The sequence below is a fragment of the Elusimicrobiota bacterium genome, assembly GCA_016182905.1.
GTDB lineage: Bacteria > Elusimicrobiota > Elusimicrobia > UBA1565 > UBA9628 > GWA2-66-18.
Genome location: JACPFR010000018.1, coordinates 1 through 24,544 on the forward strand (window position 1 = coordinate 1; position 24,544 = coordinate 24,544).

Here is a 24,544-nt window from a genome sequence, read left to right on the forward strand (position 1 = left end):
CGCCGCCGCCGTAGCCGCCGCCGGCGCCGCCGCCGCCGCCGTTGCGGATGCCGCGATCGTCGTGGCCGCCGCCGCCGCCGCCGCCGCGCGCGGCCGTCGTATTGAGCGCTCCGTCGTTGGCCGTGCCCGCGCCGCCGCCCGCGGAGCCGGCGCCGGCCGCGCAGTTGAAGTTGATGCAGCCGGATCCTCCTTTGCCGACCACCCCGTCCGCCCACTCGCCCGAGACGCCGCCGGAGACGGAGGCGGGGACGCCGCCTCGATAACCCAGGCCGTTCGCCGAGATGGACCCGCCCGCGTCGACCGTCACCGTCTGCGCGGCGGCGAAGACCAGCACGCCGCCCTTCGCTCCGTCCCACGGTGACGCGGTCAAAGAGGCGCCGGACTGGATCGCGACCGTGGTCCACTGCGGGATGCGCTGAAGCACGACCTTCTGGTTCGCGAACGCCGTCCCGCGATAGGACTTCTGCGGGGGCTTGCGCAGGAGGACCGTCGCGGAATCCGGAACGGAGTAGACGGTATGGATCTCGTAGTTGCCCACGTCGGCGGTGTCGCCCGCCGCGCCGCGAAGATTGATCAACAGCGCCAGGTCGCCGGGGGCGAAGCCCGCGCTCGCCGCGACGCTCACGGCCGCGCCCGTCGGATCAGCCGTCACCGTCGTGACCGCGCCGTCGGGAACGCCGGAGCGCGCGCTGCCTAAGATCGCCGTATTGATGTTGCCCGAGGCGGAGAGCGTGACCGCGCCGTCGCGGCCGTCGCCGAAGCCTCCGCCGCCGACCAGGGTCCACGGTCCCGAAGCCGCGGTCGCCCACTGCAGTTGGAAGCTCTCCGCGCCCGCGCCCAGCGCGGCGCCCACCGCGCGCGCGCTCACGCGCAGGCGGACGGGATCAAAGCTATCGAGGACGGCCGGCACGTTGACGCCCGCCAGCGCGGCTCCCGGGGCGAGCGCGTCGGCGTTGCGGTAGACGCGGAACTCGCGCTGGACCAGGCCGGTACGCAGGGTGGTCAGGTCGAGCAGGTCGACCGCGGTCCCCGGGGAGACGTCGGCGCCGCCGGCCGCCACGTCGACGGCCGGATTGGCGATGCGGAGGTCGAGCGTCTGGCCGTTGGCCGCGCCGGCGAGCACGTCCACCTCGGCGTAGAAGCAGACCTGAGCGGAACCGACGGCCAGGCTCCCGGCGACGGTGGCGGCCTCCGCGGCGAAGGCGGCCGCCGTGCCGTACACGGCCTCGGTCCCGTCATACTGACAGGCGTCGGAGGTCTCGTAGCGCAGACGCAGATTGGAGAGGTTCGCGGCGGCGTTGACGCTGCCGGCCTCCGAGACGGCGAGCGCCGTGACCGTGACGTTTCCGCCCAGGGCGCGCAAGGTGAAGGCGCCGCCGAGGTAGACGCCGGTCTCGCCGATGGCCGCGTCCGCGACCTGAGCGCCGAAAGCTCCGACGACCACGCCCGGCGCGGTCGCCGTCGAACCGACGAACACGTAGTTCGGCATCAAGGCATGGTTGAGCGAGGCGACCCGCAGGTAGTAGGTCGTGCCGAGGAGAAGCCCGGTGACCGTCAAAGTGCTCGGCTGTACGCCCAAGGTCTGCGAGGAGATCAGCGCGCCGCCGAAGTCGGAGCGCGTCGAGGCCTCGAGGCGGTAGCCGGACGCGCTGTTGGAAGAACCTTCGAGCGCCGCCGTGGGCAGCGGGGTCCAGTTCACCGTGATGCTGCTTTTCCAAGCGCCGAACACCAGCGCGCTCTGCACGGGGTTGGCGTAGGTGGCCGTCGCGGCGGCGGCGGAATAATGGGTCGTGCCGAACCAGAGCGCGCCCGCGCGCAGATAGTAGGTCGTATTCGGGTCCAGCCCCGGAAGACCCAGCGATAACTGCGCGGCGCCCGAGACCGAGGAGGAAAATACGACGCCGGTGAAGTTGGACGCGGTCGAGGCGGCGAGCTCGTAGCCCTGCGCGTAGACCGAGGCGTACGAGGCCGTGACGCTGGTGCGATGGACGGCCGTCACGGCGAGGGGATCGGGGGGACGGTTGGACCAGTATACGCGCTGGCCGGCCTCGTCGTCGTAGTCCTCGCCCCACATCTCCCCGGCCGCGGGCTTGTGGAAATTCCAGAGGAGCCCCGACGAGGCGCCCTCCACGCGCACGTTATAGGCGGAGGGAGAGGCGAGGGTGCTGCGCGAGACGTCGAAGCGGACATTGACGAAGCCGGTGGCGGTCGAGACCAGGTCGCGCGCGGTGATATAGGCGTTGGTCCCGCCCGCGATGCCCAGATAGTCGAAGGTCACCGAGGAGAGGAATACCCCGCCGCTCCCCGCGAGCTGGAGGCCGAGCGAGTCGGCGTTGGTGAACGAGGAGCGAATGGCGCTGAACGCGCCGGAGGAGATCACAGTGTAGTAGGTCGCGGAGGCGGAGAGCCGGTCGACGACGGTCGGCCAGCCGTCCGCGCCCTCTAGGACGAGGGCGGCTCCCGTCGACACGCGCAGGCGCGACATACCGCCGCGGTAGCCGTCGGCGCTCCGGCCGAAGAGCAGGCGCTTCTGCGTCCCGGCGTCGGCGGAGGCGGAGAGGAGAGCGAAGCTGAGACGGTCGCCCTCGTAGGGCGCGGCGTCGGTGAAGTCGATCCGCACCTGGGGCGAAGTCGAAGGGATGTCGAGGTTGACTCGGCTGCCGTTGAAGGGGGGGACCAGGTCGCTGCCGGTGGCCGAGCCGTCCACGTGCCACTGCCCGGCGCGGAACTCGAGGGTGATGAGCTGGTCCACGGCCGCTGCGTCGTAGACCTGCTTGACGACGGCCGAGAAGCCCGAGCCGCGGCGCACGACCGCAGCGGTGGCGGTCGAGCGGTACAGGCGATCGGCGTAGCGCAGTTCCCAGGTCGCGCCGGCAAGCAGATAGTCGCCGTGCAGGACGGCGCGTCCCGCGGTCAAGTCTTGATCAAGCGAAAGCAGGAACCTGCCGTCGGTCGTGAAGCCGGCGGTCGAGTACGCGAGGGCCGGGCTGACGCGGGCGCCTTGGAGGATCAGCGACGGCGAACCGGCCAGCGAGATCTGCCACGTGCTGTTGGCCACCGCAGCGCCGCCGAGGTCGTAGCCCCAACGATCTCCGGCCGAGAGGACGGTCCCGGTCTGCGTCCCCGAGAGACGCAGGCCGTGAGAGGCGTTGCCGTAGGCCGAGTTCCCGACCAGGACCGGAAGCTTGTCCGCGAAGGCGAAGCCGTCGCCGGTGTTCGAATAGGACACGTTGGCCACATAGAGATTGCCGCCGCGCGCGTCGACATCGTAGAAGCCCTCCTTGGTGTTGCCGTACGCCGCGTTGAGCAGGAACACGCTGTCCCCGCCGGCGTCGGAGCGCGTGCGCCAGTCGGCCCCGCCGGTCGTCGAGAGGTCCGAGATCTTGAAGCCCTTGCCGATGTTGTCGTAGGACTCGTTCGCCGTGACCGTATGCCCCGTGCCGTAGACGCGGATGCCGGCGCCGCTGCCCCAGCCGACGTCATGCACCTTGTTCTTGGAGATGAGGGCGTTGAAGCCCGCCACGGTCAGGCCGGTGCCGTCGATGTCGTAGACGTGGTTGCCGACCACGATGTTGTTCATGCCGAGCTCGGTGCCGTTGTGGCTGCCGGACTTCGGGCCCTGTCTCACGCCCAAGCCCCACCAGCCGCCGCCGAGGCCGTGCACGACGTTGTCCTTGACCGTGGTGCTGTCGCCGTACACGCGCAGGCCCTGGCCCCAGCTGGCGTCCGCGTCGTTGGCCAGCACGAGGTTGTCCTTGCCGTGCACGCGGATGGAGGTGTTGCTGTTCTCGAAGGCGTAGTTGCCGCGGACGACGTTGCGGTCGCCGTTGACGTTGAGGCCGCGCCAGCCGTTATGGATGAAGGTGTTGGAGCTGACGACGTGGCCGCTGCCGTAGATGCGCAGCCCCACGCAGCCGTTGGCCACGAAGCGGTTGCCGTCGAAGAGCGCCCCGTCGCCCTGCATGCGCACGCCCACGCAGTCGTTGCCGACCGCGTAGTTGCCGAGCAGGACGTCGCCGGTGGAGTAGAGCTTCAAGGACGGGACGTTGCCGAGCGTGTCGGCGAAGAGGTTGCCGACGTAGCGCGTGCCGGCGCTGTTCTGCGCGTAGACCGCGAAGTAGTCCGAGCGGTAGATCACGTTGCCCGTCAACGTCACGCTGGACGCCTGGCGCAGGTACACGCCGTACTCGTTCTCCATGATGGTCGAGCTCGAGATCGAGCCGCGCGTCCCCGCGCCGTCGAAGGTGACGCCGTAGCGGCCCGGGGCGTCCGTGCCGAGCCACGCGAGCTCGGCGTAGGCGAGCGCGAAGCTCGTCGCGTTCTCGGCGAGGCTGCGCACGTAGGCGGCCTTGGTGAAATCGGTGCTCGAGGAGCGGATGACGACGTTGCGGTCGAGGTTGCCGATGGGGACGGGGGCCAGCGCGTAGTGCGAATAGCGCAGAGGGCCTTCCAGCGTGACGGCGTAGGCGGGGCCGCCGCTGATGGCCGCGATCGTCGAGACCTCGCTGGACTCGATGGCGACGTCCTCGGTCTTGCCCACGATGAGGCGGTCGCCGACCTGCCAGCCGGCGACGCTCGTCGAGCCGTACACGGAGAGCGCGGTCGCGCCGGCGAGCGCGTCCACGGACGAGAGCGCGAAGGGGGTCTTGCTCGAGCCGTGGGCCGTGAAATCGGCCCCCTTCTCGACGATGAGGCCGAAGTAGTCGGCGCCCGCGGGCGCGAGCGCCAGCTCGGTCGCGACGCCGGCCGGGATGGGGTCGCCGTCGCGTCCCAGGTCGAGCGTGCCGCCGGCGGCCACGCGCACGTCCCCGGCCGCGACGACGAGCTTGGAGGCCGCGGTGCGGCTCGCCCGCAGCGTCCCCAGGACCGCGACGCCGCGCGCCGCGGCGGTCGTGACGTCCACGGTGACGGAATGCCCGGCCGAGACGGTGACATCCGAGCACTCGGCGGGGGCGGTCCCGCCCCAGGTCGCCGCCTGCGACCAGAGTCCCGAGGCCGCGCTGACGACGGGCAGGCAGCCGCTGACGGTCGTCGCGCCGGGAATGGCGACGGGACCTGGAGGCCAGCTCAGGTCGCCCGGGTCCACGACGAGGTCCGTGTAGGCGTTGGCGATGGAGAGCTCCAAAGTCTGCCCCGCCGCGGCGCCGACGACGTCGGCGACGACGTAGACGCACATGGTCTGCGCCGAGCTCAGCGCGACCGAGCCGGAGAAGCTCGAGACGCCGTCGGGGCCGGAGAAGCCGTCTACGTCGGTCGCGCCGTACTGCGGCTCCGTGCCCGCGTAGGACTCCGAGGCGCAGTTGTAGGGCGAGGTGACGTCCAGGTCGTAGCGCAGGCGCACGTTGTCGATCCGCGCCGCCGCGTCGATCGTGCCGCTCTCGCCGATGGTGATCCCCGACACGGTCGTCGTGCCCCCGGGCTGGGCGAACACGAAGGCGCCGCCGAGGTAGAGCGCCGTCGCCGTGCTGTTGGCCAGCGCCGTCTGCGCGCCCGCGGCGGTGACGAACAACCGGTCGGGCAGGGCCGTCGAGATCCCGCCCGCGTAGTGGGCGACCGAGTTCCAGTTCAGGGAGCCGACGCGGAAGTAGAACGTCGACGCCGTGACCAGCCCGCTGAGCGTCAAAGTCGTCTGGCCGACCGCGGGCGTGAAGCTCGAATAGACGACCCCGGTGAAGTCCGGGGCGCTGGACGCCTGCAGCAAGTAGCCTTCGGCCGTGCTGGAGGAGCCCGCCTGGGCCGCGGTCGGCAGGGGCAGCCAGTTCAAAGTGACGCTGTCGATATAGACGGCGGCCGCCTGCAGCCCGGAGACGGCGTTGGTCAAGGTCGAGGTGGACGCCGGCGCGACGGCCGCGTAGACCGTGGTCCCGGCGGCCAAGGTGCCCGCGCGCAGGAAATAGGTCGTATTGGGAAGCAGGCCTTGCGGGCTCAGGGACAGCAATGAGTTGTTGGCGGTGACCGACGAGTGGACCGCGGAGCTGAAGTCCGAGTGCGTCGAGGCGTCGACACGGTAGCCGTCGGCGGCGATGAGTCCGTAGGCGACGGTCAAGGAGGAGAGGTTCACGGCCGTCAGGACGGGGGCGATCGGCACGGGTACCAGCACGGCGAAGGGGCCGAGCACGCGCTCGTTGAACGCGCCGTCCACGGAGTGGAAGCGGACCTGGTTGGTGGCGCCGCAGGGTGCTGCGCCGCCGCAGGCGACGGCGTTCGTCGAGCGGGCCAGGTCCAGGCCCGTGACCGTCAGGATCTGCTCGCCCGTCGAGCCCGCGGCGCCGGTGTACAGGTAGCGGGCCGGATCGGAGGGGGCCGTCGAGGCGATCACGCGCCAGCTGACGCCCGCGTCCGTGGAGTAGGAGACGAAGCTCGCCGGCGAGGGCCGCAGCTGCGAGGCGGGGACGATCTGGTTCGCCCCGCCCGGCGGAGTCCAGTAGAAGCGCAGCGCCGCGTCGCCGGTGCAATCGAACGCGCCGATCACGAAGGGGACGAGGCGGTCGCCCTCGAGCACGAGGCTGCCGCCGCGCTGCGTGCCGGCCGCGTGCGTGGTGTTGTCCCAGAGGACCTGCCGGCGGTCCACGAAGATGAAGCCGCCGTCGTCGCTGTCGATGGCGAAGGTGTAGAGGCCCGAGGCTCCGGTGCGCACCCAGCCGGCGAACAGCGTCGTGAAATTGCCGGCGTTGACGCCGGGCATGGGGGACGCCGCGCCCCACTGATGGTCGACGCGGGCGTAGAACGTCGTCGCGGCCGCCGCTCCCTGCCAGTTCGCGAAGTCCCCGGCCGCGGCCCCGCTGGGGCAGGCGCCCGCGTTCCAGAAGAAGCCGGCCGCGCCCTCGGTGGACAGAGGGACGGCCCCGGCCGCCAGCAGCTCGGTCGCGACGCCCGAGTGGCCGACCGCCTGCAGTTCCGCCAGAAGGCTGGGCATGAAGCCCGCAAGCCCGCCGCGCCCGGAGACGAGGTCGCGCACGCTCAGCTGGGCCGTGGCCGGGGTGAGCAGGTCTCCGGCCTGCGTCTCGCCGAGCAGGCCGCTCGTCGAGGAGTAGGAGCGGAAGCTCGGCGCGGAGGACTCCGCCGCCGCGACGGTGTCCACGACCACGGTGAAGGCGCCGCTCCACTCGCCGGTCAGGCCGTTGACGCGCCAGTAGTAGGTGGCGTCATGAGGAAGATCCGTCGTGGCCACGGCGTAGGAGTTCGCCGTCGTGGAGTCGACGAGGACGACGGAGAAGCCCGCGTCGGAGGCCACTTGGAGGCGCCAGCTCGCGTTGCCGCCGCTCCAGGTGAACGCCGGCCGGTTCGTCGAGGCGAAGGCTCCGTTGCCCGGGAAGACCGGGACGGGCCTGCCGCCCAATGAGGCCTGGGCGGTGTTGCCGGAGGAGCCCATGTTGGCCCGGCTCCCGTTGGGCGCGGGCTCCAGGGCATAGGCCTCGGCCGGGTCGCCCGCGTCGATGGTCCGCGACGTGACGGCGTCGGTCAGGTCGAAGAGTCCCGTCGCCGGGTTGTAGCGGCCGTTGACGAAGCCGGTCTTGGGATGGAAGTCCTCGACGCCCGCGCCTGGGGCGGCCCAGTGCGGATGGGACGAGATCGAGTCGGCGTCCTTGCCCGTCGCCGCCGACCAGGGCCAGGCGTAGGCCGCGCCGCCCCAGACCAAGGTGTTGGCCGTGTTCGAGCTGAACCAGTCGTTGTAGTCCGAGTCGAAGCCCGAGACGGCGTCGGCCGTGAGCGACGCCGAGGAGCCCGTCACCGTCATCGAGGCCAGGAAGACGTTGTTGCGGATCGTGAGGGTCGAGCCGGCCAGCTGCAGCAGGTAGGCGTCGGTCAATCCGGTGCCGGTCGACAGGACGTCGTTGAACTTGAACGCCGTCTGCGTCACGCCCGCGAAGTAGGCGCCGACGAAGGAGCCCGCGGTGATCATGTCCGGGTTGCCGATGCGGTTGTGGTCGATGTTGAGGCTGCTCGCGCTTTGCGCGAACAGGCCGTGGGCCGTGAAGCCGGCTTGGGAGCCGGCGCCCCTCCAGACGACGGCGTTGTTCTGCAGCGTCGCCCCGCTGGTCAAGCCGTCGAGGCGGACGCCGTAGGTGTCGAAGGCGGCCGTGACCGGGACCACGACCGTGCTCGAGGTGAGCCACACTTTGGTCCCCGCCGCCTGCGTGCCGACGAACACGCCGTAGCGCGCGCCCATGACCGTGATCGTCGAGAGCGTCAGCGCGCCGCGATTCTGCGAGGAGATGTTCACGCCCCAGCCCTGCGGGCCGCCGATGAAGGTCGAGGAGCTCAAAGTCAGGTTGACCGAGCCGCGCGTGTCCATCCACAGCGCGCTGCCCATGACGTTGGTGGACACCAGGACGCTGCCCGAGATCGTCGTGCCCGTGCTGCGCGACACCCAGACGGCCGTCGAGGCCTGGACGTAGGAGGACGCCAGCGTCGAGGTCGAGATATTGTCGAAGAACACGCCGACGCCCGCGGCCGTGATCGTGCTGCGCGCGATCGTGCCGCGGCCGCCGAGGAAGCGCGCGCCGCGGCCGCCCGAAGCGGGGGACAAGAGGAAGGAGTCCTCGACCGCGTTGCCCGTGCCGCCCGCGAAGGACACGGCCTGCTCCGAGGCAACCGACGTGACGAGCCGGCTCGCGCTGACCGTGTTGTTGGAGCCGGTGAAATAGACGCCGTTGCCGCTCACGCCGCCGCAGTACGACTCGCTGATGAGGCCGCCGCTGCCGCTGAGCGCGCAGGCGCCGGCGCTGCCGCCGCTGGTCGTCGAGAACGTGCTGCGCAGGACGGTGTTGCCGCTGCCGCCGAGGCTCAGGCCGTTGCTGTTGCCGCTGCGCGGCCCGAAGACCCCGTCGAGCCGGTTCATGCCGCCGTTGATGGAGACGACCCACGTGCCGGAGGCGGAGACGGTGCTGTTGTAGACGGCGTTGTTGTTCGACGTCGAGTCCCAGTTGAGGCCGCGGCCGCTGCCGTGGGCGTTGTAGACGAACATCCCCGTGAAGGTGTTGGAGGAGGAGCCCGCCAAGGTCAAGGCGTCGACGACGGACACCGAGCTCGCGGCCGTGCTGTTGGAAACGGCGTTGTAGTTCGAGCCGCTCGCGAAGCGCCACGCCGTCCCGGGGGTGTTGGAGGCCAGCGTCACGGTGAAGGTATTGGACGAGGCGCCGGTCGCGAGCAGCCCGTAGAAGGACGCGCTGCCCGCCTGGAAGGTGCTGTAGGACACCGCCGTCATCGTGCTGCCGACGAGCCACAGGCCGTGCGCGGCCTGGACGGTCACGCTGGAGTAGCTGATCGCGCTGCGGCTCGAGAGACTCACGCCCGCCTGCCAGATGCGCCCGCCCGAGTCGACGTTCATCGAACTGATCCGGAGGTGGACCGATGAGCCCCAGACGCCGTACTGGACCGCGGCGGTCGGCTTGACGTCGATGCCGGAAACGTTGACCGAGGCGTTGGCGATCAGGAAGGCCGCCGTCGAGCCCGCGGGAGGCGCCACCACCGGGCGCAGGCCCGACGCCGGGTCGGCCATGATGGTGATCGTCGAGCCGCCGACGATGAAGTTGCGCACGGTCACCTGCTCGGCGTAGGTCGCCCCGTCGAGCACGACGACGCAGGCGTGCCCGGTCAGCGGGTTGGGCAGCGAGTCCACGCCCGCCTGGATGGTGGCCAGTCCCTCTCCCGTCTTGGAGACCAGCGCGCTCGCGGCGCAGCCCGAGTAGGACGCGCGCGCGGTCTGCGTGGAGCCCAAGGACGTGAAGGACGCCCTCCCGTCCCAGTCGAGGGTCCCGACGCGCAGATAGTAAGTCGCGGGATACGCCAGCCCCGTGAACGTCAAGGTGCTCAGGCTCATGTTCGGGGTGAAGCTCGAGAGCACGGTCCCCGTGAAGTCCGGCGCCGTGGAGGTCTCCAGCAGATAACCCCGCGCCGACTCGGAGGACGCGTCCGGAGGGCTCGACGGACGCGAGACCCAGGTCGCCGTGAACGACGAGCTCCACACCGCCTTGACCGACCCCGCGCTCACGGGCTTGGCCGGCGAGGACCGGGGGGACCCGCCCGCCGCCGCGTAGTGGGTCGTCGCGCCCACGAGCGAGCCCGCGCGCGCGTGGTAGATCGTGTTGGGGCTCAGGCCCGAGACGGCCAGGACGGAGGGCACGGGATTGGCGGTGACCGAGGTGAAGACCACGCCCGTGAAGTCCGCGGCGGTGGAGAGCTCGACCATCTGGTTCGTGCCGTTGGCCGGAACGAAGGAGACCGTGGCGCTCGAGAGATGCAGTCCCGTGAGCAGGATGGACTCGGGGGCCAGGCTGACGGAGCGCGAGGCCTCCGCCGTCGCGCCGTAGGAGCCCATGTTCGCCGCGGGACCGCGGGGGCTGGTCTCCGCGGCGTACGGCTCTGCCGGGTCCGCGGCGTCGACGACGGGGGAGTGCGCCGCGTCGGCCGCGAAGGACTGCGTCGCCGGGTTCCAGCGGCCGCCCGTCGAACGCGGGTGGTAGTCCTCGACGCCGGCCGACGGGTCGAACCACTGCGGATGGGCCGAGATCGAGCCCGCGTCCTTTCCCAACGCCCCCGACCACGGCCAGGCGTAGGCCGCGCCGCCCCAGACCACGGTGTTGGCCGTGTTCGAGCTGAACCAGTCGTTGTAGTTCGAGTCGAAGCCCGAGGCCGCGTCGGCCGTGAGCGACGCCGAGGAGCCCGTCACCGTCATCGAGGCCAGGAAGACGTTGTTGCGGATCGTGAGGGTCGAACCGTCCAACTGCAGCAGGTAGGCGTTGGTCAATCCGGTGCCGGTCGAGAGGACGTCGTTGAACTTGAACGCCGTCTGCGTCACGCCCGCGAAGTAGGCGCCGACGAAGGAGCCCGCGGTGATCATGTCCGGTTGGCCGATGCGGTTGTGGTCGATATTGAGGTTGTTCGCGCTTCGCGCGAACAGGCCGTAGCCGGTGAAGCCGGCTTGCGAGGCGGACCGGCGCCACACGACCGCGTTGTTCTGGATCGTCGCTCCCGTGGTCAAGCCGTCCAGGTAGACGCCGTAGGTGTCGGCGGAGGCGGAGATCGAGGAGACGATCGTGTTGGAGGTCACCCAGATCTGCGCCCCCGCGGTCTGCGTGGCGATGAAAAGTCCGTAGCGCGGCCCGGCGAGGAAGGAGTTCGTCGAGATCACGATCAGTCCCGCGTTGCCCGTGGAGAGGAGCAGCGAGTAGCCCTGCGCTCCCGCGCGGAAGGTGTTCGACGTCGCCGTCACGTCCAGGCTGCCCTGGACGTGGAGAGCGATGCCGGCGCCGCCGTCGGCCTCCAGGCGGCTGCCGGCGATGTAGGACGCCGTGGAGCGGTAGACGGCGACCGCGGTCGAGCCTTGGACGTACGAGTCGAGGATGGTCGCGCTGGAGACGGACACGGCGAGCGCGCCGTAGCCGCCCGACGTGACGGTGCTGCGCGTGATCGCGCCGCGGCCGGACTCGAAGCTCACGCCGCGCGCGCCGGAGCCGGAGCCGGGGGCGAGCACGCGCGCGTACTCGACGATGTTGCCCGAGCCTCCGCCGAAGACCACGGCGCTCTGGTTGTTGGAGTGGAGAGTGCTCGAGCTGACCCGGTTGTCGGTGCCGCTGACGCGCAGCCCGTCGCCGTTGCCCTGGCAGTACGACTCGGAGAGGAGGTTGCGGCTTCCGCTGATGCTGCAGGCCTGCGCGCTGCCGCTGCTGGAGTTGGAGAAAGTGCTGCGGCGCACGGTGTTGCTGTTGCCGGAGAGGATGAGGGCGTTGGTGATGCCGGCCGTGACCCCGAAGAGGCCGTCGACCACGTTCATGCTGCCGCTGATCGACAAGGTCAGAGAGCCTTGCGCCGCGACCGTGCTGCCCGTGAGCGTGTTGTTGCCCGAAGTCGCGTCCAGGGAGATGCCGTTGCCCCAGGTGTCCGTGTTGGACGCGTAGAAGCCCGTGATGGTGTTCGAAGAGGACGCCAGCAGGTCGACGACGTTCGACGACGCCGCCCGGCTCGCGGCGCTGCTGAAGGAGACGGTGTTGCGATGCGAGCCGCTCGCGAAGCGCCACGCCGTCCCGAGCGTGTTGGAGGCCAGCACCACGGTGAAAGTGTTGGACGAGGCTCCCGTGGCGAGCAGACCGTAAACGCCCGAGCCGCGCGCCGAGAAGGTGCTGTAGCTGACCGCCGTCATCGTGGAGCCGTCGAGCCAGAGGCCGTGGGAGTTCCACGCCGTCACCGAGCTGTAGCTCACGACGCTCCACGAGCTGATCCGGATGCCCGCCGTGTAGAAGCCCCGCCCCGTCGTCCCCATGGTGCTGACGCTCACGCTCGAGATCGTCACGTAGGCCGAGGAGGCCCAGATGGCGTAAGGGATGCTCGAGCCCGAGAGCGAGGCGACGTCGAGCCCGGCGATGACGACCGAGGAGTTCATGATCCGGAACGCCGCGGTCGACGCCGCGGGCGGCGTCACCACCGGGCGCAGTCCCGACGCCGGATCGGCCATGATCGTGATCGAGGAGCCGTTGTTCGTGAAGTTCTGCACCGTCACCTGCTCGGCGTAGGTGGCCCCGTCCTTGATCACCACGCACGCGTGCCCGGACAGGGACTTGGGCAGGTCGTCGACGGCGGACTGGATCGTCGTGTAGGGGCCCGTGCTCTTGCTGACGTTGCGCGCGCTCGCGCAGCCGGCCGGAGGCATGTCGGTCAGCGGCCCGATGTAGTTCGAAGTCGAGATTTTCAGCTCGTCGAAATAGGCGGCGTGGGTGACGGCGCCGGCGGCGCTGAAGCCGAGCCCGACGGCGACCCGGTTCCACGAGCCGGCGTCGGAGAGGTCGACTGTGGGGCTCCAAGCCAGACCCCCGTCGAGCCAGAAGGAGGGATTGACTGAGGCCCCGATGGGGGGAGCGTAGAGCTCGACGGAGTGCCAGGCGTCGGCCGTGACGGGGATGGAGATGTTGCTGTAGACGCCGAGGCTGTCGAAGACCTCGAAGAGCAATGCCGAGGCGCCCCCGGCGGTCTTCTGGCCGAGGACGCCGGCGTAGCGGCCGTTGGAGGCGCTGAAGATGTCGGCGAGGTCTTGCTGGTCGCCGTTGGCCATCGCGGAGAAGAAACTCGAGGGCAGATACACGTAGAGGCGCATATACATCTTGCTCTGACCGGCGGCGAACGTCTTTCGCAGACGGGCGCCGACGCCGACGGTCTTGTCGTGGGAGTAGAGGCCGTAGCCGCCGCGAAAGCTCACCGTCGAGAGCCGGAGCTCGTTGCCCGCGTCGAGCCAGGTCTCCGCCAGCGGCCAAGCGCCGATGATCGGGTCCTCGTCGTCCAGGCCGTCGTAGGGACGGTTGAAATCGTCGATGAAGAAGCGCGCCGGCTGGACCTGGACGAAGGTCGCCGTGCTGGTCCCGCCGGGCGCGAGCAAAGAGGCGTCCACCGTCACGGTCGAGAAGCGGTTGTCGACCTGCTCGGCGACGGTCAGGAGCACTCCCGTAAACGAGTCCGTCGAGACGACGGCCGTCACGGCGGGGCCGGGGTTCAAAGCGTAGCGCGCGGGGTCGACGAAACGCCCGTCGGCCGTGCTGACCGCCATGTCGAAGTAGACCTTGACCTGGTTGGCGTCGACGACGGAGGCCGACCTGACGGCGGGCGGGTCTATCGGACCGATGTACGTCACGGTGGAAGTCCGGATCTCGTCGAAATAGGCCGCGTGCGTGACCGTCGCGTCGGCCATGTAGCCGAGTCCCACCGTGACCGTGCTCCATGAGACGGCGTCGGCGTAGTTGGCCGGAATACGGCCCACGAGCACGCCGTCGAGCCAGAAGGTCGCGCTCGACCCGGCGACCGCGGGCGGGGCATGCATCTCGACGCTGTGCCAGGCGTCCGCCGTGACGGTGGTCGTGAAGTTCTTGTAGCCGTCGCCGCTGAAGGTCTCCCATATCAAGCGGGGATTGCCGCCGGCGTCCTTTTGGGCGATGACGCCGACATAGCGCGAGTTGAAGGTGGAGAGGACGTCGACCAGGTCGTGCTGGGAGCCGTTGGCCATCGCCGAAAAGAAACTCGACGGCAGGTAGACATAGGCGCGCAGATAGACCTGGGTCTGGGCGCCGAAGCGCTTCACCAAGCGGGCCGCCGTGCCCGTCGCCGAGGCGTCTCGCGACTCGAGTCCGTGGTCGCCGCGCACGCTCCAGGTCGAGAGCGCGACCGTGTTGCCGGAGTCGATCCAGGAGAAAGCCGAGTCCCAGGAGCCCGGGATCGCGTCGTTGTCCAGGATTCCGGCGGCGAGGCGGTTGAAGTCGTCGGTGAAGAAGGGGGCGGGATTGACGCCGGCGAAGGTCGCCGTGCTGCTCGCCGAGTCGAGCGTATTCGCGGAAACCGCCACGATGTTGGACGCCGTCAAAGTGAAGGTCGTGTTGTTCGTCAGCGCTCCGCCGAGGGTGAGCCGGGCGGAGTAGTTCGAATCCTGCCGCGCGGCCGAGTTGACCGCGATCGAGGGGGACAGGGAGAAGTTCGATGAGCTATCGGCGCTGGCGTCGACGGGCTCGCTGAAGTACACCTTGACCGTGCCCGAGCTGATGACGCTGGTCCCGACGACGCGCAAAGTCGCGGCCGCCGCGGCGGCGGGGGGTGACGCGAGGAGCACCGCGACGCCGGCGGCTATCAGACTCGCGCGCGTATAAAGTAAAGCCGCCGGTCCCTTCCGGAAGAGGAAGCCGGCGACCGGCGACTGCGGAGGCTTAGAACGGATCATTTAAGCTGGCGCAATTGTTCCTTATTGGTGCGAAATTCATGTTTCGTACGCGCACAATTGCAGCGCACTTGAGTATTTACCGTAATATATTATTGCGCATTCTATTTGCCCGTCGAACGGCGGATCGACGCCAGGAGCGCCTGGACCCGCCGCAGCCCCAGCTTGACACCCCAGCGCCGGTCGATATAGGCCCGCGCGCTTTTCCCATCCCAACCGCCAGGAGGCGCCGGCGCGTCCGACGAAGAGCCGCCCAGCACAGCGCGCAGCCGATCGAGCTGATCGGCCGTCAGGCGCGGGCGGCGTCCAGAATGTTTTTTATCGTTTAATCCATTACATTTATCGCGAACATAACGATTAGTCCAATACTCCACGCTGCGCGGGGAATCGCCGAGCAAACGGGCGGCTTGGCGGCAGCTGAGGCCTCCCGCCACGAGTAGAACGGCATGGAGACGGTGCAGACGGCGCACCTGCGGCGTCGCGCGCAATTGAGCGCGGATCTGATCGAAGGCTCCCGGATCCAATCGAATGGCTCTCATGACCAGAGTATACATCGGCAATATAATATGCGCAATCTTTAAATTCGTCATATTTGATTTCGATGACGCTTCCGTGACTGCTATACTACGGCGGCATGATCCACTCACCGCGCGCGCGAGTCGGCTGCCTCCTCGCGATCTCGCTGTCGGCCTTCTTCATCGAGGGTCTGGAGCCGCTGCTGGCACTGGTCCTCCTGCAGGCGGGACTTTGGACGCTCGCGCGCCTGCCGATGAGGGACCTCGCGCGCGCCCTCTCGCGCCTGCTGCCGTTCTCGCTCTCCGTCCTGATCCTCTTCGCGCTCTTCCCGCCGGAGGGCGCGGGCCCGGCGACGCGCGAATGGACCGTCCTGGGATTGCGCCTGGGCTGGCATCCCGACGGCCTCGGCCACGGCGCGCGGATGATCCTGCGCGTTCTCGCCGTCGTCGCCGCGTCCGGCTGGGCGCGGCGCACCGGCGCTCCGGGAGATTTCGTGGCCGGGCTGCGCGGCTGGCTGCTCCCCGAAGCCGTGGCGGGCACGATCGCCGCGACTTTGTCCATGCTGGACTCGGAGCCCGAGCAACGCGGCGGGGGAGGAGGCGGAGGGGGCCGCGGTCGGGGCGACGGCGGCGGAAGGAACGCGCGCGCCATGGAAGCGGGCCAGCCCACCTTGCGCCGCATTCTTAAAGGAGAAGTCGATTTTCTTCCGGGGCTCATCGACTCCTCGGTCGCCCGCGCGCGCGGCCTAGCGTCGGGCATGAGCAGCGCCGAGCTGCGCGACGACGTCGCCGTGCTCTCCGGCGTCTGCCTGCTCATGCTCGGCGCCAAGCTCGCGAAGATCCTGCCGGGGATACCGTTCGCGCCCGGCTACAAGACCGCGCTCCTGCTCCCGCTCTACTTCGTCGCCGCCGACCGCACGCGCATGCGCCTCGGCGCCACCGTCGCCGGCACGACCTTGGGCGTGATCTCCTTCCTCTTCGGCGACGGGCGCTACGGCGTGTTCGAGATCCTCAAGCACCTGGCGCCCGGCCTTGTCGTCGACGCGGCCGCGCCCGCCTTCGGCGCCCTGCGCGGGCGCACCGTTCCTTTCGTGGTCATCTCGGCTTTCGCCGCCGCCGCCCGGCTGTCCAGCATACTCGCCGTGGTCTGGCTCGTGGACGGGAACGCCGCGCTCTACGCCGCCGCCGCGCTCCAGGGCTCGTCCCAATTGGCGTTCGGGGCGGCCAGCGGCGTCGTCGCGGCCCGGCTGCTGCGCGCGCGGGGAAACTCAGCGTCGTCCGAGGAGGAAAGGAATGCGTGAAGAGCGCGCCGCCCTGCGGCAGAAGCACCTTCAGGGAGGACTCAAGGCCGAGTCGCTCATGGACAAGGGCGTCCTGCGCGCGAGCGCGACCGAGAAGGAGGTGGTCATCCTCCCCGACGTCGAAGTCATCGCGATCGGCGGCGCGAGCATCATGGATCGCGGCGCTTCCGCGATCCTTCCGCTCGTCTCGGAGATCGCCCGCCTCAAAAAACGGCACAACCTCGTCATCGGCGTGAGCGGAGGAGCGCGCACGCGCCACGTCTTCAAGATCGCGCTCGACCTCGGCCTGCCCACGGGAGGGCTGGCGCACCTGGCCGGGGCATCGGAGGAGCAGAACATGAAAATGCTCCAGGCCCTGCTCGCCAAGCACGGCGGCATCTCGATGACCAAGGACCACTTCTGGGACCTGCCCCATAAGCTCGCCTCGGGGATGATCCCGATCATGATCGGGATGCCGCCCTATCACTACTGGGAGCAGCCGCCGCGCCGCGGCCGCCTGCCGATGAACGGGTCCGACTTCGGGCTCTTCGTCTTCGCCGAGACCATCGGCGCCCGCCGCGTGGTCTATCTCAAGGACCAGGACGGCCAGCACGAGGCGGACCCGAAGCGCGTCCCCCGCGCCGAGCTCCTGCGCCGGGTCTCGGCGCGCGACCTGCTGCGCCTGCCCGACGAGGACCTGATCGTGGAGCGCATGGCGCTCGAGACCATGCTGAGCGCGCGCCACGTGCGGGAGATCGTCGTGACCAACGGTCTGAAGCCGGGCTCGCTGACGAAGGCCCTCGCCGGACGGAGCACGGGCACGGTGATCTATGCCCCGAAGGAGGCCGGACGATGAAGACCAGCCCGATCGTGCGCATCCTGCCGGACGTGCACGTCCTCAAGTTCGGCGGACAGAGCGTGATGGACCGCGGACGCGCCGCCGTCTACCCGCTCGTCGCGGAACTCGCGCGCCTCAAGCGCGGCCACCGCATGATCATATGCTCGGGCGGCGGCACGCGCGCGCGGCACGCCTACGACATCGCCCTGGGCCTCGGGCTTCCCACCGGAGTGCTGGCCGCGCTCGGCGAGGCGCCGCCGCGCCAGAACGCGCGCATGCTCCAGATGCTCCTGGCCAAGCACGGCGGCGTCTACATCATGCCCGACGATTTCGACAAGCTCCCGCTGTATCTCGCGATGGACTGCCTGCCCATCATGAGCGGCATGCCGCCCTACGACTACTGGGAGAAGCCGCCGATGGGCGCGCGCATCCCGGCGAACCGGACGGACTCGGGCACCTACCTGACCGCCGAATACCTCGGCGCGAAGTCCCTGACCTACATCAAGGACGTCGACGGCCTCTACACCGCCGACCCGAAGAAGGACCGAAAGGCGACGCTGATCCCGCGCATCAGCGTCTCGGAACTCCTGGCGCTCGATCTGGGGGACCTGGCGCTGGAGCGCGTCGTGCTCGAGAACATGCGGCACGCGCGCCACATGACGAGCCTGCGCATCATCAACGGCCTCAAGCCCGGCAACGTCGCCAAAGCGCTCGCCGGGAAGAACGTCGGCACTTTCATCTATCGCGATTGACAACCCGGGGAAGGGCGGATATCATCCTGCTATGAGAATCTCCCTCGCGACGCTCCTCGTCCTCCTGGCCCTTCCCGCGCCGTGCGGCGAGCCGCCCAAGCCCCGGACGGCCGCGCCGGAGGCGGTCGGAGCCGAGGAGAACGCCCGCCAGCGCCGCGACAAGCACGCCGAGCACCGTCAGAAGATGTCCGCGCTCCACGACGAATTCCGCGCCGCGAAGACCCGCGAGGAGCGCGCGGCGGTCCAGGAGCGCATGCGGGGCCTGCGCCGCGAGCGCAAGGAGCAGATGCGCCGATCCGGACGCACCGGCGGCGACGAGTCCTCGTCCGAAGGCCGCGGCAACGGCCGGGGCGGAGGCCGGGGAAAAAGGCAAGGCGGGAACGGCGATGGAGGCGGACGGGGAGACGGCAGCGGCGGCGGACGACGCGCGCCCAAAGCCGCGTCGCCGGCCCCGCCCGCGGATCCCGGAACACCCGCTGCGCCGGCCGATCCCGACAAGCCGGCGAAACCCGCGAAGCCCTGACCGAGGCTAGACGTTCACGCCGAGGATGATGCTGCCGGGACTGACGCTCGCCCGCACCGTGCGGCCGGGACGCAATGACAGCCTCTTCGCTGCCGCCTCGGCGAGCACGGCGACCAGAGGCGCCCCGCCGGGCAGGCGGACCAGGACTTCGGTGTTGACCTTCCCCGGAGAGAGCCTCTCGACGCGGCCGGCGAAGACGTTGCGCGCGCCGGCGGAGGGGACCGAGCCGCCCGAGGAGAGGAGGACCCACGAAGCCTTGACCAGCGCGAACGCCGACACGCCGCGCGCCAAGCCGAGTTCACGCACGCTCTCATTGGTGATGACGGCGACGAGGCGGTCGCCGCCGCGTAGAGCCAAGGCCACCTCCGTGCTGATCTCGCCGCGCCGCAGGCCGGACACCACGCCGAAGAACTGGTTGCGCGCCGAGGTCCGCATCGAAAGCCGGCGAAGCCAGCCGAGCAAAGGGGCCAGTTCCCCGGCCTTCCCGCCGAGCCCGCGCAGGAAGCTCAGGCGTTCCTTGTCGACCGCGCGGAAGGCCGCGACGAGCTTGCGGCCCTTGGCGGTCAGCCGGGTGCCGCCGCCGCCCGCGCCGCCGGCGACGCGCTCCACGAGGGCTTCGTCCGACGCCGCGTTCAGGGCCGACACGGCGTCCCAGGCCGCCTTGTAGCTCAGCCCGACCGCGCGCGCCGCGGCCGTGATCGAGCCCAGGGCGCCGATGCGCTCGAGCAGGCCGAGCCTGCGGCGCAGCAGCGCGTCGACGTCGCGGGCGCCTCTCTTGCGCGCCATCAGGAGCGGGCCGCCACCCGCCCGCCGGACAGGACGAGCACGGTCGTCGACAGCCTGGAGATTTCACCTCGGTCGTGGCTGACCAATAGCGCCGTGAACTTCCTGGCGCGATGCAGGCGCAGGAGCTCGTCCTGCAGCTCGGCGCGCGATTCCTCGTCGAGGGCGGAGAGAGGCTCGTCCAGGAGGAGCAGCCCCGGCTCCGGCACGAGGCCGCGCGCGAGCGCCACCCGCTGCTTCTGTCCGCCCGACAGATTCGCGGGGTAGCGGCGCGCCAGCGAAGAGAGCCCGGCGATCTCGAGCATGGCGCCCACCGCGGCCGCGTCCTGGTCCGGGCGCAGGGCGAAGCGCAGGTTCTCCTCGACCGTCATGTTGGGAAAGAGCGCGTGGTCCTGGAAGACGAAGCCGACACGCCGGCGCTGAGGGGGCTCGTCCACTCCGCCCGCCGCGTCGAACCAGACCCGCCCCGAGCACTCCAGCCTGCCGGCGTCGGGGCGGGTCAGGCCCGCCAGCATCCGAAGAATCGTGGTCTTGCCCGCGCCCGAGCGGCCGAACAAGGTGGTCACGGCGCCTTGCGCCAGCTCGAAGTCGGCCTCGAGGAGCTGGGCGCCGTCGGTCGTGTCGAGGGTCTTGCGCAGGCTCGCCTTGAGCATCAGAGCACCTCGACGGGACGGCGGCGATAAATTTGAAGCGCCAACAGGACCGGTAAAGTCACGGCCAGGAGGATCAGCGCGTGCCGGTGCGCCATGGCGTAGTTCATCGATTCGACCTCGGCGAAGATGGCGATGGAGGCGACCCGGGTCCGGCCGGGGATCGAGCCTCCGATCATCAGGACGACGCCGAACTCGCCGATGGTGTGAGCGAAGCTGAGGACCGCGGCGGTCAGCACGGCCGGCCGCACGTTGGGCAGAAGCACCCGCCAGAAGGTCTCCCAGCGGGTCTTCCCCAGGACATAGGCCGCCTCGGCGAGCGAGGGGGGGAGAGCGGCGAGAGCGGTCTCGATCGGCTGGACCATGAACGGAAGGCTGTAAAACACCGAGCCGATGACGAGCCCGGGAAAGGAAAAGACGAGACGCAGGCCCAGGACGCTCTCGAGCCACCGCCCGAACGGTCCCGCCGGGCCGAGCAGCATCAGGAGGTAGAATCCGAGCACCGTCGGGGGCAGGACGAGGGGGAGGCTGACCAGGGCGTGGACGAGCGGACGCAGGCGGCTTCGGCTGAAGGCCAGCCAGTAGGCGAGCGGGAGCCCCACGACGAGAAGGACGGCCGTCGTCGCGGCGGCCAGCTCCACGGACAAGGCCAGGGGCTGCCAGAAGCTCGTCATATCGTCAGGGCCGGGGCTTGACGCATCGTTATGTATAGTAGTATATAACGGTATGGAAATCCAGGGGCAGGCGAAACACCTGCTGCTCGCCCTCGCGCTTCCGGGCTTCGTCCGGGCCGCCCCAGCCGAATCGCTCTCCGTCGCCGTCGCCGCGAACATGATGCCCGTGATGGAGGAGATCCGCCCGGGCTTCCTGGCCGAGACCGGCGTCGACCTCGTCCTCACGCCCGGCGCGTCCGGGAAGTTCGTGGCGCAGATCGAGAACGGCTCGCCGTTCGATCTTTTCGTGTCGGCCGACATGGAATTTCCCGAGAAGCTGTTCCAGGACGGCTTCGCCGCCGCCAAGCCGGACCGCTACGCCACGGGCACCTTGATCCTTTGGACCCTCAAGAAAATGGACCTCTCCCAAGGACTCTCCGCGCTCAAGGACGCGTCGATCGTGAAGATCGCGCTGGCGGACCCCGTGACGGCGCCGTACGGAAGGCAGGCGGAGGCGGCGCTCAAGGCCTCCGGCGTCCATGACGCGGTCTCCGCCAAGCTGGTCTACGGCGAGAGCCTCGGCCAGGCGAACCAGTTCATCACCACGCGGGCCGCCGACGCCGGCTTCACCGCCCGGTCCATCGTGGAGACGGCGCAGTGGAAGGACAAGGGCGTCTGGGTGGAGGTCGACCAGGCGCTCTACACGCCGATCGATCAGGGGCTGGTCATTCTCAAGCACGGCGCCCGGAACAATCCAAAGCTCTCCCGCCGTCTCAGGAACTACATTCTGGGCCCGAAGAGCCGCGCCGTCCTGAAGCGCTACGGCTATCTCCTTCCCTAGCCGGCTCTAGGGGCGGAAGAGGTAGCCCACGCGGATCACGGTCTCCACGTGGGCGCCGAAGGCGGGAAGCTTTTTGCGCAGGGATTCGACGTGCTTGTCCACGGTGCGCGTGGACATGTCGGGCTCCGTGTCCCACACTTTTTCGAGCAGCATGCCCCGGGTGACCACGCGCTGGGGATGGCGCAGGAAATACGCGAGCAGCTTGAACTCGAGATGCGTCAACGTCACGGGCTTGCCCGCGACCTCGACGCGGTGCTCGTCGAGGTAGACCGTCATGTCGATGAAGCGCAGGCTCTCCGACGGCGGCGGCGCCGCCGCGGCCGCGGGCCTGCGGCGCAGCAGCCCCGCGACGCGCACGACGAACAATTCCAGATCCAACGGCTTGCCCATGTACTCGTCGGCGCCGAGCTCGAGGCTCTTGATCACGTCGGGCGTGGCGCGCTCGGAAGCGGTGATGGCCAGGATCGGCATCCTCTTGGTGGCCGCGTTCTCGCGCAGGACGCGGATCACGTCGCGGCCATGGATCCCGGGCAGCTTCATGTCGAGGACGCAGAGGTCGGGCAAGGTCTTGTCCAGGGAGTCGAGGAAACGCCCGGGAGTGGCGTAGGTTTTCACCTCGTAGCCGCTCTTGCCCAGAACCAGCGCCACCAGGCCGAGCATCTCTTCGTCGTCGTCGACGACGGCCAGCTTCGCCTTCAACGCCGGGCCGTCTCGAGCGCGCCGGCGACGCGCTCGAGGAGGGCGTCCATCTCGAAGGGTTTGAGCACGTAGTCCGTGATTCCCGCGTCGAGGCCTTCCTGGATGGCGACCATGGCCGAACGCACTGTACACATGAGCACGGGGACCTTCTCGGAGCCGGGGAGCTTGCGCAGGCGGCGGCACACCTCGATCCCGTCCAGGTCGGGAAGATTGCCGTCGAGAACCACGAGGTCGGGCTTGTGCTCCGTGAACGCGGCCAGCCCCGCCGTTCCGTCGGGAGCGGTCACGGTGTCGTAGCCGCCGCGCTCGAGGACATGCGCGCAGATGGCGCGGAAATCGTGCTCGTCGTCAACGATAAGGACAAGGGGGCGCTTGCTCACGTATGGAATGTATCAAATAGCCTTGAAATTGTAACAGGGAGGACCTATCCTTAATAAGCATGCCGCCGAATGAAGACTCGATGGATTGGCTGGGGGAACTGTCCTGGCAGGGCTATCCCCGGCTGGCCCCGATCCGGGACGTGACCGCGGCCGCCGACGCGGCGCCCGACGTCCCGCGCCCGCGGAAGGGCGGCGACGTCCGGGTCGAGACCTTGGCCCGGGAGAACGAGGCGCTGCGCGCCAAGCTCGACGCCCTGGCCGGCCTCGCCGCCGAGTTCGAGCGCCGCCTCGCCGAGGCCGCGTCGGCCTACGAAGGCGCCGCGCTGGAGTCGGATTCCGCTCGCCGCGCGGCCGAGCTCGAGAACGCCCGGCTGTCCGGCGAGCTGGAGAGCGCCCGCGCCGAGCTGTCGCGCCGCGAGTCCCGGGAGCTCGCTCGCGAGTCCGACCTCGCGCTCGAGCGCGAGCGCCGCGCCGACGCGGAGAAGGCGCTGCTCGAGGCTCGAAGAAGGGTGAACGACCTGGAGGCCGATGTGGCTGCCGCCCGCTCCAAGGCCGGGGAGCTTTCCGGCAGCGTCGGCGAGCTCCGCCGCCAGGCCTCGGCCTCGCACGAGCGCCTCCTGCAGGCCAAGACCCTCACTGACCAGGACGTGCAGATCCTGCGCGCCGAGATGCGGGAGTTCCTCGCCAAATTCCACCGGATCCAGGAGACGTTCTCGGAGAACAAGCCCGGAGACAATCGATGAAATATTGGACCTACATGAAGGGAGAGGTGCCCGGCAGCTACGAGCCCGCGGCTCTCGCCGCGCTCCCCGGCTTCACGATGACCACTCTCGTCTGCCCCGGAGAGGGGGAGATCGCCGAGAAGAACTGGCGCCGCGCGGGCGAGTTCGAGGACATCGTCCGCGCCCTCGACGCGCATCAGGCCATGACCCCTCCTTCCGCGCCTCTCGGCGGGCCGCCAACCGCCAACGACGTCGACGCCCTCCTCGACGGCGCGAGCACCCGCCTGTTCTCCCACGTCGCCGACCTCATGAAGGAGCTCGAGACGCGCCGCGACGAGAAGTCCCTCGTGACCTCGCTCCAGCGCCAGATCTCCGCGCTCAAGCAGGAGCTCGCCTCCGCCCGCGAGACCGCGACCATGCTCGAGATCCGCATGCCGCGCATCGCCGAGCTCGAGGAGGCCCTGAGCAAGAGCCAGGCCGCCCTCGTCCAGGCCCAGACCACCCTCGCCACCCGCGAAGCCCAGCTCGCCGAGATCCGCATGGCCGCGGAGAAGATGCGAAGCGACCTCGACACGGCCAAGCGCCGCGCCACGCAGTCGGAGGGGGACCTCGCGATCCGCAACCGCCTGGTGGACAAGCTCTCCAAGGAACTGTCGGACAAGGAGCTCTCCTTGGCCAAGGCGCTCGGAGTGATCCGCCGCCTCGAGGAGGACCTCAACCGCCTCTGCCCTTCCCCCGAGCTGCTCAGGGCCGCCGCCGCCGAGCCCACGCCCGCGCCCCGGCCCGCCCCCGTCCGCGCCGCGCCTCCTCCGCCGCCGCCCCCGGCCGCGACGGCCCCCGAGGCCGCCGCCCCGGAAGCCGTCGAGCCCGTCGTCCGCCGGGTGCTCTCCGTCCCCGAGTTCAAGACGCCCGTGCCGCCGCCCATCACCGGCACCTTCACCAACGACGATCCGCCTCCCGCCCCGCCCTACCTCGAGCCCCAGCATCCCGTCGAGCAGCCCAAGGCCCAAGAGGCGCTGATGAGCTTCCTGCGCCGCGTCTTCCCGGGGCAGAACCACTAGACCCCGCGGTTCCGCTGAAACAGGGAGGGGCGAAGGATCGACGCCCCTCGGGGACGCGCGGCATCGAGCCGCGCTCGGGGGTCTTGCGCGACCATGAGCATCTCCGTCGCGCGACCCACGCCCCTCGGGGCGTCGATCCTTCGCCCCTTCCTCCC

The 24,544-nt window shown here is 69.8% G+C and carries 14 protein-coding genes; 7 read left to right on the forward strand and 7 right to left on the reverse strand.

Going from position 1 to position 24,544, the window contains the following annotated elements:
- The coding region (locus HYV14_06675) for a right-handed parallel beta-helix repeat-containing protein (GenBank protein MBI2385681.1) at nt 1-14,695 on the reverse strand (14,695 nt) is incomplete at its 3' end.
- A gap of 101 nt (nt 14,696-14,796) precedes the next feature.
- Complete coding sequence (locus HYV14_06680) at nt 14,797-15,231, reverse strand: helix-turn-helix domain-containing protein (GenBank protein ID MBI2385682.1); 435 nt, start codon at nt 15,229-15,231, stop codon at nt 14,797-14,799.
- Between the two features lie 95 nt (nt 15,232-15,326).
- On the opposite strand from HYV14_06680, the gene HYV14_06685 reads away from it, so the two are divergent.
- From HYV14_06685 to HYV14_06700, 4 genes are read left to right on the forward strand one after another with little or no spacing between them, the layout of a single operon-like run.
- The gene (locus HYV14_06685) at nt 15,327-16,508 is read left to right on the forward strand and encodes a hypothetical protein (GenBank protein ID MBI2385683.1); all 1,182 of its coding nucleotides are present in this window, start codon (nt 15,327-15,329) and stop codon (nt 16,506-16,508) included.
- Nucleotides 16,501-17,343, forward strand: coding sequence for a uridine kinase (locus HYV14_06690; protein MBI2385684.1), 843 nt, complete (start codon nt 16,501-16,503; stop codon nt 17,341-17,343). Before HYV14_06685 ends, HYV14_06690 begins: the two co-directional genes overlap by 8 nt.
- Nucleotides 17,340-18,077 carry a uridine kinase gene (locus HYV14_06695; protein ID MBI2385685.1) on the forward strand — a complete coding sequence of 246 codons (738 nt, stop codon included), beginning with the start codon at nt 17,340-17,342 and terminating at the stop codon, nt 18,075-18,077. The genes HYV14_06690 and HYV14_06695 overlap by 4 nt, the downstream gene beginning before the upstream one ends.
- 31 nt (nt 18,078-18,108) lie before the next feature.
- Nucleotides 18,109-18,600 (forward strand): hypothetical protein, encoded by a 492-nt coding sequence (locus HYV14_06700; GenBank protein MBI2385686.1) that lies wholly within the window; start codon nt 18,109-18,111, stop codon nt 18,598-18,600.
- Nucleotides 18,601-18,606: 6 nt separating this feature from the next.
- On the opposite strand, the gene HYV14_06705 is transcribed toward HYV14_06700, so the two are convergent.
- From HYV14_06705 to modB, 3 genes are read right to left on the reverse strand one after another with little or no spacing between them, the layout of a single operon-like run.
- Complete coding sequence (locus tag HYV14_06705) at nt 18,607-19,386, reverse strand: TOBE domain-containing protein (GenBank protein MBI2385687.1); 780 nt, start codon at nt 19,384-19,386, stop codon at nt 18,607-18,609.
- Nucleotides 19,386-20,036: an ATP-binding cassette domain-containing protein gene (locus tag HYV14_06710; protein MBI2385688.1), complete on the reverse strand. Its 651-nt coding sequence runs from the start codon at nt 20,034-20,036 to the stop codon at nt 19,386-19,388. The genes HYV14_06705 and HYV14_06710 overlap by 1 nt, the downstream gene beginning before the upstream one ends.
- Nucleotides 20,036-20,707 carry a molybdate ABC transporter permease subunit gene (gene modB, locus HYV14_06715; protein MBI2385689.1) on the reverse strand — a complete coding sequence of 224 codons (672 nt, stop codon included), beginning with the start codon at nt 20,705-20,707 and terminating at the stop codon, nt 20,036-20,038. The genes HYV14_06710 and modB overlap by 1 nt, the downstream gene beginning before the upstream one ends.
- A 52-nt stretch (nt 20,708-20,759) precedes the next feature.
- Between modB and modA the strand changes: the two genes are divergently transcribed.
- Nucleotides 20,760-21,527: a molybdate ABC transporter substrate-binding protein gene (gene modA, locus HYV14_06720; protein ID MBI2385690.1), complete on the forward strand. Its 768-nt coding sequence runs from the start codon at nt 20,760-20,762 to the stop codon at nt 21,525-21,527.
- A 6-nt stretch (nt 21,528-21,533) separates the two neighbouring features.
- On the opposite strand, the gene HYV14_06725 is transcribed toward modA, so the two are convergent.
- Both HYV14_06725 and HYV14_06730 read right to left on the reverse strand, forming a co-directional pair.
- Complete coding sequence (locus HYV14_06725; GenBank protein ID MBI2385691.1) at nt 21,534-22,226, reverse strand: response regulator transcription factor; 693 nt, start codon at nt 22,224-22,226, stop codon at nt 21,534-21,536.
- Nucleotides 22,223-22,606, reverse strand: coding sequence for a response regulator (locus HYV14_06730; GenBank protein MBI2385692.1), 384 nt, complete (start codon nt 22,604-22,606; stop codon nt 22,223-22,225). Before HYV14_06730 ends, HYV14_06725 begins: the two co-directional genes overlap by 4 nt.
- Nucleotides 22,607-22,665: 59 nt before the next feature.
- Here HYV14_06730 and HYV14_06735 point away from each other — a divergent pair, with 59 nt between their 5' ends.
- Nucleotides 22,666-23,349 (forward strand): hypothetical protein, encoded by a 684-nt coding sequence (locus HYV14_06735; protein ID MBI2385693.1) that lies wholly within the window; start codon nt 22,666-22,668, stop codon nt 23,347-23,349.
- Nucleotides 23,346-24,389, forward strand: coding sequence for a hypothetical protein (locus tag HYV14_06740; protein MBI2385694.1), 1,044 nt, complete (start codon nt 23,346-23,348; stop codon nt 24,387-24,389). The genes HYV14_06735 and HYV14_06740 overlap by 4 nt, the downstream gene beginning before the upstream one ends.
- Nucleotides 24,390-24,544: the final 155 nt, after the last annotated feature.

Bases quoted from the DNA above. Each gene is read 5' to 3' on its own strand.
- HYV14_06680 (MBI2385682.1), bottom strand. From the start codon at position 15,231: ATGAGAGCCATTCGATTGGATCCGGGAGCCTTCGATCAGATCCGCGCT.
- HYV14_06685 (MBI2385683.1), top strand. From the start codon at position 15,327: ATGATCCACTCACCGCGCGCGCGAGTCGGCTGCCTCCTCGCGATCTCG.
- HYV14_06690 (MBI2385684.1), top strand. From the start codon at position 16,501: ATGCGTGAAGAGCGCGCCGCCCTGCGGCAGAAGCACCTTCAGGGAGGA.
- HYV14_06695 (MBI2385685.1), top strand. From the start codon at position 17,340: ATGAAGACCAGCCCGATCGTGCGCATCCTGCCGGACGTGCACGTCCTC.
- HYV14_06700 (MBI2385686.1), top strand. From the start codon at position 18,109: ATGAGAATCTCCCTCGCGACGCTCCTCGTCCTCCTGGCCCTTCCCGCG.
- HYV14_06705 (MBI2385687.1), bottom strand. From the start codon at position 19,386: ATGGCGCGCAAGAGAGGCGCCCGCGACGTCGACGCGCTGCTGCGCCGC.
- HYV14_06710 (MBI2385688.1), bottom strand. From the start codon at position 20,036: ATGCTCAAGGCGAGCCTGCGCAAGACCCTCGACACGACCGACGGCGCC.
- modB (MBI2385689.1), bottom strand. From the start codon at position 20,707: ATGACGAGCTTCTGGCAGCCCCTGGCCTTGTCCGTGGAGCTGGCCGCC.
- modA (MBI2385690.1), top strand. From the start codon at position 20,760: ATGGAAATCCAGGGGCAGGCGAAACACCTGCTGCTCGCCCTCGCGCTT.
- HYV14_06735 (MBI2385693.1), top strand. From the start codon at position 22,666: ATGCCGCCGAATGAAGACTCGATGGATTGGCTGGGGGAACTGTCCTGG.
- HYV14_06740 (MBI2385694.1), top strand. From the start codon at position 23,346: ATGAAATATTGGACCTACATGAAGGGAGAGGTGCCCGGCAGCTACGAG.